Raw genomic sequence first — 9,494 nt, 5'->3', positions numbered from 1 at the left:
CCCCCCCCCCCCGCGGCCGCCCGCAGCATGCGTCGCTGTGCCGAGGTTATGGAACGACGGCGGTGACCGATCAGGGCCGAACGTCCTTGCCACTCCGCAGGGGCGACGCAACACCGTGACGAGGTGGCGCTCCCGATGCCCGGAGACCGGCACGGACCCGCTGTTCCCGTACCGATCGTGTCGTCACGTCTCGCCGAAGGGCCCGGCCGCCCAGGGCCGAACACCCCTGTCGCGCCGCGCCCGGCGCGACCATCGTGGGCCCACGAACGGAGGGAGCCGATCATGCACGAGGCGAAGCGCTGGAACGTGACGCTCGACATCGACGAGCACGAGGGCCGGACCCGCGCGGTGGCCCACCTGCACACGCGGGACGCACGGTCGTTGACGGGCGAGGGCCTCGCCCGCCTGAACCCGGCCGACCGCGACGTCCCGGAGATCGGCGACGAGCTGGCCGTCGCCCGCGCACTCGACGACCTCGCTCATCACCTGCTCGCCGCGGCCGCCGACGTCCTCGAAGGCGCCGCTTCCGCGCGCACGGACGCCTGAGCGGACCGGGTCCCGACAGCTCCCGGAGACCCGCATCCCACCGACCGAGGAGGAACCCGTGGGGGCACCCGTCATCCACTTCGAGATCGGCGCCACCGATGGCGAACGCTCCCGGCGCTTCTACGCCGACCTGTTCGGCTGGAGGATCACCCCGGATCCGGCCGGGTACGGCGTCGTCGACACCGGCGCAGCCGGGATCAACGGCGGGGTCGTTCAGGTGCCTGGCCAGGTGCGCCCGTACGTCACCTTCTACGTCGCCGTGGAGGATCTCGACGAGGCGCTCGACCGCGCCGAGGAGCTCGGCGGCCACCGTGTCCTGGCCCCGTCGGCGGTCGGCGACATCGGCAGCATGGCGATGTTCACCGACCCCGACGGCACGATGATCGGGTTGTTCACGGAGCGAGGGACCGCGACGGTGTGACGAGGCCGGCTCGGTGCGTGCCGTCCGCGCCGGCACGGGAGCACGAGGCGGCCCGTCGTGCCGGTGGCGGGGCTCGCCGTTCGCGAGGCGGCACTCGGGCCGACCGAGCGGAGCAGGCCGCGCGCATCAGCCCACTGCAGCGCCGAAGAGGCGTCCGACGAGGTAGGTCACGGCCAGGCCCGCGGCGCCGCCGAGGACGACCCGCAGGACGGCGCGGCGCGAGTTCGCCCCACCGATGCGAGCACTGACCGCCCCGGCGAGCGCGAGCGCGACCAGCACCACCACCACGGTCACGGGGACCCGCCAGGACGGCGGGGGCAGCAGGATCGCCAGCAGCGGCAGCAACGCGCCGAGGACGAAGGACAGCGCGGACGCACCGGCGGCCTGCCAGGGGCTGGTGAGCTCGTCCGGGTCGAGCCTGAGTTCGGCCTCCACATGCGCGGCGAGCGCGTCGTGGGCGGTCAGCTCGCGGGCGACCGTCTCGGCGGTCCCGGCGGTCAGGCCCTTCGCGCGGTAGAGCGCGGCCAGCTCGGCCAGCTCCGCCCCCGGGTCGTCGCGGAGCTCCCTCTTCTCCTTCGACAGAAGTGCCAGCTCGGTGTCGCGCTGGCTGCTGACCGAGACGTACTCGCCGAGCGCCATCGAGACCGCCCCTGCCACGAGACCTGCGAGTCCGGCGGTGAACAGCGGGCCTCGGGCCGTGGTGGCACCGGCGACACCGACGACGAGACCCGCGACCGAGACGATGCCGTCGTTGGCGCCCAGCACACCCGCACGCAGCCAGTTCAGCGTGCCGCCCAGGCCCCTGCCGTGCGGCTCGTCCGGGTGGCCCTCCCTGCGGGCCGCTTCGGAGAATCCACTCACGCCACCAGGGAACTCGATCCGACGACCCCCCGCCAGCAAGGCCAGGCGAGCCTGCCCCCGTCGGCCCGATGGATGTCGTCGGTCACGGCGGCCGAGCGGGTCCGTCGCGGGACGGGCCGTCCGAGTCCCTGCGATCTTCTCAAGGCCCTGCGCTTCACGGGTGAGTCACGTCGTACAGCATCCCGAGCGCGGCGAGGGGCGCGGCGACATCGTTGTGGCCCTGGTCGAACAGGACACCTGTGATGCCTTGCTCGACGAGGCCCGGAACCAGGTCGGCCAAGGACGCCGGCGAGATCGTCATCGCCGCCACGCCGTCGTTCGCGCGCACCGCGCTCCGGTCGTTCGCGAACGACCTCAGGTGGCGTTCGCTCGTGAACACGAGCAGATAGGACCGTTCCTCGACCAGGCCCAGCATCGGCCGGGGATCGTCCCGACCGCCCGTCGGCAGCAGGTACCAGCTCTCGAGCGCGAAGATCGCCCGCCAGAGCGCTGCGAAACCGGCCGGAGTCCGCTGGTCGCGCACGGCGGCTGCCAGCCGATCGATGTCGTGGTGGCTCGCAGGAGAACTCATCGTCGGTTCCAGGTGAGGTCGGTCCGGCTCATCGGCATCCTCGATCCGTTCGTCGGGGCGGCGCAGCCGACGGGGAGGGCTCCGGGCATCGTCGTAGGTGCCGTCGCGAGTTCGGCTCAGCTCCGGTCGCCGGGCTGTGCGCGCACCACCGCCAGGCCCAGCCCGGCGAGACACACGGCCACTCCGACCATGAGTACGAACACGGAGGTGGCGAACGCCCCCACGACCAACACGACCAGGCCGATGACGAGGGGGGCCAACGACCACGCGAGGCCGGCATCGGGCCCGTGGGCGCCGCCGGCCGGGCGACGGCCCCGATGCACCGGCGCCAGCGGCGACGGGCTCCGGAAGGAGGGGTCCGACTCGGCCAACTCGCGCGCTATCTCGGAGAAGGCCTGACGTTCCCACACCCTCAGCCGCCGAGGTCGGCGATACGAGAATTCATCTGCCACGGTGACGTCCTCGATACAGGTGTCGTCGACGAGTCGTCGTACGGAGGTCGGACTCGGCGGAATCGGTTACGGGTACGGGGCGAGGGGTCGGGCGCCTCAGCGAATCCGTTCAGGACGGACGCACGAGACCCTCGCCCCGTAGCTGGTGGACGCGATCGGTGCGCGATCCGCGTTCTTGGTGGGTGCTGGGTGGAGCGACGGTGATCGTCGCGACCGAGCCGCGAACGTGTCCGCCGCCGAGCGGGACGAGCACGCCTGCCGTAGACGCTCGGCGCGCAGAGCCGCGATCGGAAGCTCGGCGTACTGGAGCTCGTACTCGAGATCACCGCACAGGCCGAGTACCGCGCCGTCATAGCTCACCAGTGACGAGTGGCCCGTCCAGTGATGGCTGCCGTCGGTGCCGGCCGCGTTCGCGGAGACGACGAAGCACGTGTTGGTCCAGGCGAGGCTCCGAGCCGCCTGCACGACCCGTCGAGGCGACATCGCGGGGCTCGCCCAGTACTGGACGACGAGCTCGGCACCCCAGAGCTCGTCATCCGACAGGAAGGGGCGGACGCTGTCGCCGTAGGCGAGCGCCGTCCGCAGCCCACCGGGTCCGACCACGGTGCGCGTCCCCGCCGCGCGCCGCCGGCTGCACGGATCCGCGCCGTGTCGGGCCACCACCTCGCCGTTGTCGTCGATCAGCGCCATCTGCCGATCCGGATCGTCACGGGTCCCGCCGGCGCTGACAGGGACCGCCACCCACAGGCCGGACTCCCGACAGACGGGCCCGAGCGCATCGAGCACCTCGTCGCTCGTGGTGAACGGCTCGTGCCGACCGGCACGGCGAGGGGCGCCGTGCATCCCGTGCTCCGGGAGAACCACGAGGTCGACGTCGTAGGAGCCGCCGACCTCCCGGAGGAACTCTGCCGTGTGCAGGATCGCCACTCGCGCATCGAGACGACTCCTGACCCGCGGAACCGCCTGGTTGATCACCATCGCGGCGAGGGTCGTGTCACGACGATGCCGAGATTGCTTGTGCATCCGACCGTTCCCTTCTGGCCAGGCGATCCGCTGACGACAAACTACGTCAATACTGTCAGTTGGCAATACCTTCGTTGTAAACTATCTGAGCCCGAACAGGATTTCGACCGTGCGACCTGGTCGACCGGAGGTACGCGGGCCGCTCATGTGCGCGCCCGAGCCCCGGGCGGCCACTGCTGACAGGACGAGCGGTGCGTCACGACGGCTCTGCGCGCGACACTTGAAGACCGTATCTTCAGTCTGACAGTGTTCACGAAGGCGACGGGAAGGCCACGAGCTCGCCGTGCCGATCGTCGCACCGGCCGCACCGGCGGGGTGGAAGCTCAGTACGGACGGCGCGAGGAAGTCGAGGGGATCACGATGGCAGACGTTCGGTCGATCGAGCGGCGGCGCCGGCACCGAGCGAATCACGTCCCGCTCACCCGCCTGCTCGGGCTGGTCGAGCGACACGTCGGCAAGCTGGTCGAGAAGGCGCTGGTCGGACACGGCCTCACCGTCGACCAGTGGCGCGTGCTCGACGTTCTCGCGGACGGCCAGGGACACGCCCAGTCCGAGCTCGCGGCCACGATCGTGGTGCCCGGCCCGACCCTGACCAAGATCGTCGACAAGCTGGTCGACATGGCGCTGGTCTACCGGATCGTCGACGAGCGGGATCGTCGCCGGGTGCTGGCGTTCCTCTCGGAGAAGGGCGGGCGGGTCCACACCGACCTCGCCGTCAAGGTCGAGGTCGCCGAAGCCGAGGCGATGACCCCGCTCGACGACGGGGACCAGGAGATGCTGCTCGACATTCTCACCCGGCTCGGCCGCGCCGACGCACCGGTCACCACCCCGCAGTCCTGAGCGCCGAGGCCGCGTCGGCGGTACCCGGGGAACGAGTTATGCGCCTGCATGGATCTCGGCAAGGACGTCGAACTGGAGGCCGTCGGCCCTGGCCATGTATACCCGCTGGACCAGATGCTGGTTCCGGACGCGGACCGCGCCGCGCGGCCCCTCGTAGGACACCGAGTCGGCCACCGTGCTGATCCGCGGCACTTCGGTCGTCCTGGCCACCGCCGCGAGCTGCGCGAACAGCGCGAGCCCCTCGTAGCAGGACTCTCCGGGAGAGGTCAGCGCGGGCGCCTGGGGGCCGAAACGCTCGACGTAACGACGCTCGAAGTCGAGGCCGTACGCCGTGGCGAGCGTCTCGAAGTAACCTGCGGCGGAGTAGAGCTCGTGGGTGTTGGCCGCCCCCGTCGCCATGAGCATGTTCTCGTCCATGAGCGGGCTGAACCGAACGCAGTGGTCGTGCATCCGCATCTCGGTGAAGGCCCGGTTGAACCGCACCGCATCCGATCCCAGCAGGAACATCAGCACGCCCTGTGCCCGCGTGCGTTCGACACGGCGCAGCACTCCGCCGAAGTCGTGGGTGCCGAGCGCGACGAAGGCCTGTCCGCGTATCTCGATCCCGAGATCGCGCGCGTACGTCCGGACCGCCCGGGCGGAGGCCCGCGGCCACACGTAGTCGTTGCCGACGATCACCCAGGTCTTGATGCCCATCTCGTCGGCCATCCAGCGGACCGCCGGTAGCAGCTGGTCGGTCGGCGTCTCGCCGGTCAGGAAGACACCCGGCGTCTGCTCACCACCTTCGTAGACCGCGGTGTAGACGTACGGGACCCGGCCCTGCAACCGCGGCGCCAACTGCTGGCGCACCGCCGACGTGTGCCAACCACAGACGGCGTCGACCGCACCGTCCTCGACGAGCGAGGTGACCTCGTCGGCGACCACGATCGGTGCCCGTCCCCCGTCGACGGTCCTCAGTCGCACCTCGCGGCCCAGGATTCCACCGGCCGCATTGATCTCCGCCGCCGCCATCCGGCCGCTCGCGGTGCACGAGGGGCCGTAGATGCCGGACGGACCACTCTCGGGTACGACGAAGGCGATCTCCAGGACGTCTGAGGTCATCCGATCTCCTCCGGCCCACTCCTGGCGCACCCGTTCGGGGGTCACGAGTCTCTACGTCCTTTGTTGCGAGCGCGTTGATGCAAGTTACTTGTATGCGTCAACACCCAACTTGCGCCGATCGAGTGGATTGCCCCGGTTCGAGAGCCTCGCGTCTCGGTCCCGGGGCCCTTGACGTGACTCTACATACATAAATATCTTCTGATGACAGTGTTGCACGGAATCGACTTCCCGCAGCCGCCGGCGCCCCCGGGCGCGGGGCCCCGGACGACGAGTCCCGGACGCATGCGTCGGTGGAGCGGTCCGGCCGGGCCGGCGGTGGATCCCGGCAACCGGTGCCACGCCGCCGTGTCCGATTCACGACCTGAGCTCCCGGGGGTGCACATGAACCGGCTCGCGGGAGCGACCAGCCCGTACCTGCGCCAGCACGCGGACAACCCGGTGGACTGGTGGGAATGGTGCGATGAAGCATTCGAGGAGGCCCGGCGTCGTGACGTCCCCGTCCTCCTCTCGATCGGCTACGGCGCCTGCCACTGGTGCCACGTCATGGCGCACGAGTCGTTCTCCGACCCGGCTACAGCGGCCCAGATCAACGAACGGTTCGTCGCCGTCAAGGTGGATCGGGAGGAACGGCCCGACGTCGACGCGATCTACATGTCCGCCACCCAGTCGATGACCGGGCGCGGGGGCTGGCCGATGACCTGCTTCCTCACCCCTGAGCGCGAACCGTTCCACTGCGGCACCTACTACCCACCCACCGCCCGGCCGGGGCTCCCCGGCTTTCGCCAGGTGCTGGACGCCGTCACCCGGTCCTGGGTCCAGGACCCTCACCGCGTGCGGGAGGCCGCCCGTGAGATCGCGACGCGACTCGAGGAGGCCGCGCTCGCCGATCGGGTCGACACCGTCGTCGGGCCCGCGGTTCTCGACGCCGCCGCGGAGACCCTCTATCGCGACCACGACACCGTGGACGGCGGGTTCGGTGGCGCCCCCAAGTTCCCGCCCGCGCTCTGCCTGGAGTTCCTGCTCCACCACCACGAACGGACCGGCTCCGCGCGTTCGTTGCAGATCGTCGGGACGACGTGCGAGAGGATGGCCCGCGGCGGGTTGTACGACCAGCTCGGCGGTGGGTTCGCCCGGTACAGCGTCGATCGGGCATGGGTCGTCCCGCATTTCGAGAAGATGCTCTACGACAACGCGCTACTGCTGCGGGTCTTCGCCCGCCTCGCCCGCGTGACCGGGTCGCCCCTGGCGACCCGTGTCACCGTGGAGACCGGCGAGTTCCTCCTGCGCGAGATGAGGACGGCGAACGGCGGATTCGCCGCCGCCCTGGACGCGGACGCCGACGGCATCGAGGGCCTCACCTACGTCTGGTCACCGGGCGAGCTGATGGCGGCACTCGGCCTGCGCGACGGTGTCTGGGCGGCGAACCTGCTCTCGGTCACCAGCGCGGGAACCGTCGGGCGGGGCCGCTCCACCCTGCAGCTGCCCGCCGACCCCGACGACGCCGACCGGTGGCGACGGGTCAGGGCGACGCTCCACGACGTCCGCCGGACCCGACCACAACCAGCACGCGACGACACGGTCGTCACCGCGTGGAACGGGATGACCGCCCAGGCCCTCGCGGAGGCGGGCGCATGGCTGGGCAGGGCGGACTGGATCGCCGCTGCGACCGCGGCGACCGAGCTGCTCCTCGACGAGCACATGGTCCGGGGCCGGCTTCGACGCTCGTCCGGTTCGGGAGGTGTCGGGCGCGCGGCGGCCGTCCTGGAGGACCACGCCTGGCTCGCGGAGGCACTGCTCACCCTCCACCAGGTCACCGGAGACCCCGCTCGTCTCGACGCGGCGGCACGCGTGCTCGACCTCGCACTGACACATTTCACGGCACCCGGCCGAATCGGGGTGTATTTCGACACCCCCGACGACGGCGAGCCGCTGCTGCACCGGCCCCGCGACGTCGTCGACAACGCGACACCGAGCGGGAGTTCCGCCCTCGCCGGAGCCCTGGTGACGGCCTCGGCACTGAGCAGCGTCGACCGTGCCGCGCGATACCGAGCGGCCGCCGAGGCCGCGGTCGAGGCCGTCGGGGAGGTCGTCGCTGCGCACCCGCGGTTCGCCGGCCATTGGCTGGGCACGGCCGAACGCCTCCTCGCCGGACCGGTCCAGGTCGCCGTCGTGGGCTCCGAGGACGATCCGCAGCGCGACAAGCTGCTGGCCTGCGCACGTTCTCTCGCGCCCACCGGCAGCGTCGTCGTCGCCGGTGGGCCGCACGAATCCGGCGTTCCGCTACTCGCCGACAAGGGCACGCCCACGGGCCGCGCGACGGCGTACGTGTGCCGAGGCGCTGTCTGTCACCCACCCGTGAGCACGGTGGACCACCTCGAACGCCAGCTCGCGGATGGGACCCGGTGACGAGACGGTCGTCGACACATTAGTTCACAACGAAGGTATTGCATAACGAAGATATTCACGTAGGTTGCTTTGCGTGGTGACAGAGAGACCCCCGTCCCCCGCCGACCCGCTGCGGCGGCGTCGGCCAGCACCCGAGAACAGGTGAACCATATGACCAGCGACGTTCAGGCCGCGGCCGCCGACGAAGCTGCCGCTGCACCCGACACGACGAACCCCGTGCTGCTGGGTGTGCCGTGTGCCGTCCTCGGCGTCCTCGCCCTGGGACTGTTCCTTCTGGGGTACGCACCGACCGGTTCCGCGGGCGCGGTCGTCCCGATCTTCATCGGCCTCGGGATCGGACTGTTCGTCGCGGCTCGCTGGGCCATCGCATGCGGCGCCGGACCGGTGGCCGCGATCTTCGGCCTCTTCGGCGGGTTCTTCTTCAGCTTCTGCCTGGTCTACGTCGGCTACGTGCACAACTGGTACGGCACGAACCCGCCCGGCACGGACTCCGCGACCGCCGGGGCTGCGCTGACCGACACCTTCAGCGTCTTCGCCCTCTGCTGGATCGTCGCGACGACCGTCCTCGTGCTCGCCTGCCTTCGACTGCCGATGGCGGTCTTCCTCGTGCTGCTCTTCTCCGACCTGGTCTTCGTCTTCGTCTTCCTCGCGTTCGTCACGGGCACGTTCGGCGACATCGGTGCACTGCGCGTCCTGGCGGGCATCAGCTGCATGCTCGCTGCCCTGGCCGGGCTCTACGTCTTCTTCGCGGCGTTGACAGGTGCGCTCGGGGCGCGACCGCTCTCGCTCGGACGCCCACCCCGGGCCTGACCCGCGACGGGCGTCACTGCCGCGCCGAGCTGGTCCTTCACGTCATCAGACACAGTTTCATCCGACATCCAACACGAAGGAGGTGGCCTTGCCGACCTACACGTTCCGTTGCGCCGACTGCGGCGAGTACGACCTGAGCCGCCCGATGGCAGAGGCGGGCGACCCGGCACCCTGCCCGACGTGCGCAGGCGACAGCCGCCGTGTGTTCGGCTCGCCGGGCCTGCGAAAGCTCGACCCGACCCTCCGCCGGGCCCTCGATGCGTCGGGCCGCAGCAGCGACGCGCCGGCGGTCGTGAACTCGGTGCCAGGCCGTAGCCGCGTGGCCTTTCCGACCAGCACCGATCCGCGGCACGCGCGGTTGCCGCGCCCCTGACACCCACACCGAAACCGGAGGTTGCAATGCCCGATGTGGTGTTCACCGTCGACCAGGCACGATCCATGCGCGACCAGGCCGTACCCGGCC

At 70.7% G+C, this 9,494-nt stretch carries 11 protein-coding genes; 6 read left to right on the top strand and 5 right to left on the bottom strand.

What is annotated here, in order from left to right:
• The first annotated feature begins 282 nt into the window (after window positions 1-282).
• Complete coding sequence (locus PSD17_RS15560) at window positions 283-546, top strand: dsRBD fold-containing protein (RefSeq protein ID WP_339123156.1); 264 nt, start codon at window positions 283-285, stop codon at window positions 544-546.
• A gap of 58 nt (window positions 547-604) precedes the next feature.
• Window positions 605-967, top strand: a complete 363-nt coding sequence (locus PSD17_RS15555; protein ID WP_339123155.1) for a VOC family protein — start codon at window positions 605-607, stop codon at window positions 965-967.
• A gap of 126 nt (window positions 968-1,093) precedes the next feature.
• Here the strand turns inward: PSD17_RS15555 and PSD17_RS15550 are convergent, their stop codons facing one another.
• The 4 genes from PSD17_RS15550 to PSD17_RS15535 form a co-directional block, all read right to left on the bottom strand.
• Entirely contained in the window at window positions 1,094-1,828 is a 735-nt protein-coding gene (locus PSD17_RS15550) for a VIT1/CCC1 transporter family protein (RefSeq protein WP_013676927.1), read from the bottom strand.
• Window positions 1,829-1,982: 154 nt separating this feature from the next.
• Complete coding sequence (locus tag PSD17_RS15545; RefSeq protein ID WP_339123153.1) at window positions 1,983-2,351, bottom strand: hypothetical protein; 369 nt, start codon at window positions 2,349-2,351, stop codon at window positions 1,983-1,985.
• Window positions 2,352-2,515: 164 nt separating this feature from the next.
• Window positions 2,516-2,809 carry a DUF3040 domain-containing protein gene (locus PSD17_RS15540; RefSeq protein WP_013676929.1) on the bottom strand — a complete coding sequence of 98 codons (294 nt, stop codon included), beginning with the start codon at window positions 2,807-2,809 and terminating at the stop codon, window positions 2,516-2,518.
• A gap of 138 nt (window positions 2,810-2,947) precedes the next feature.
• Window positions 2,948-3,940, bottom strand: coding sequence for a nitrilase-related carbon-nitrogen hydrolase (locus tag PSD17_RS15535; protein ID WP_339123152.1), 993 nt, complete (start codon window positions 3,938-3,940; stop codon window positions 2,948-2,950).
• 294 nt (window positions 3,941-4,234) lie between these two features.
• Between PSD17_RS15535 and PSD17_RS15530 the strand changes: the two genes are divergently transcribed.
• Complete coding sequence (locus tag PSD17_RS15530; protein ID WP_013676931.1) at window positions 4,235-4,714, top strand: MarR family winged helix-turn-helix transcriptional regulator; 480 nt, start codon at window positions 4,235-4,237, stop codon at window positions 4,712-4,714.
• 36 nt (window positions 4,715-4,750) lie between these two features.
• Here the strand turns inward: PSD17_RS15530 and PSD17_RS15525 are convergent, their stop codons facing one another.
• A complete protein-coding gene (locus tag PSD17_RS15525; protein ID WP_339123150.1) occupies window positions 4,751-5,815 on the bottom strand; it encodes a substrate-binding domain-containing protein in 1,065 nt (354 codons plus the stop codon).
• Window positions 5,816-6,196: 381 nt separating this feature from the next.
• Between PSD17_RS15525 and PSD17_RS15520 the strand changes: the two genes are divergently transcribed.
• The 3 genes from PSD17_RS15520 to PSD17_RS15510 all read left to right on the top strand — a co-directional run bounded on the left by PSD17_RS15520 (window position 6,197) and on the right by PSD17_RS15510 (window position 9,404).
• Window positions 6,197-8,221 (top strand): thioredoxin domain-containing protein, encoded by a 2,025-nt coding sequence (locus PSD17_RS15520; RefSeq protein WP_339123149.1) that lies wholly within the window; start codon window positions 6,197-6,199, stop codon window positions 8,219-8,221.
• A gap of 150 nt (window positions 8,222-8,371) precedes the next feature.
• Window positions 8,372-9,031 (top strand): GPR1/FUN34/YaaH family transporter, encoded by a 660-nt coding sequence (locus tag PSD17_RS15515; RefSeq protein WP_339123147.1) that lies wholly within the window; start codon window positions 8,372-8,374, stop codon window positions 9,029-9,031.
• An 88-nt stretch (window positions 9,032-9,119) separates the two neighbouring features.
• Window positions 9,120-9,404: an FmdB family zinc ribbon protein gene (locus tag PSD17_RS15510; RefSeq protein ID WP_013676934.1), complete on the top strand. Its 285-nt coding sequence runs from the start codon at window positions 9,120-9,122 to the stop codon at window positions 9,402-9,404.
• The last annotated feature ends 90 nt before the right edge of the window (window positions 9,405-9,494 follow it).

Source organism: Pseudonocardia sp. D17 (genome assembly GCF_036984265.1).
Lineage (GTDB): Bacteria > Actinomycetota > Actinomycetes > Mycobacteriales > Pseudonocardiaceae > Pseudonocardia > Pseudonocardia benzenivorans.
This window is presented reverse-complemented; position numbering and strand designations above follow the sequence as displayed.

Bases quoted from the DNA above. Each gene is read 5' to 3' on its own strand.
- PSD17_RS15560 (WP_339123156.1), top strand. From the start codon at position 283: ATGCACGAGGCGAAGCGCTGGAACGTGACGCTCGACATCGACGAGCAC.
- PSD17_RS15530 (WP_013676931.1), top strand. From the start codon at position 4,235: ATGGCAGACGTTCGGTCGATCGAGCGGCGGCGCCGGCACCGAGCGAAT.
- PSD17_RS15515 (WP_339123147.1), top strand. From the start codon at position 8,372: ATGACCAGCGACGTTCAGGCCGCGGCCGCCGACGAAGCTGCCGCTGCA.
- PSD17_RS15520 (WP_339123149.1), top strand. From the start codon at position 6,197: ATGAACCGGCTCGCGGGAGCGACCAGCCCGTACCTGCGCCAGCACGCG.
- PSD17_RS15525 (WP_339123150.1), bottom strand. From the start codon at position 5,815: ATGACCTCAGACGTCCTGGAGATCGCCTTCGTCGTACCCGAGAGTGGT.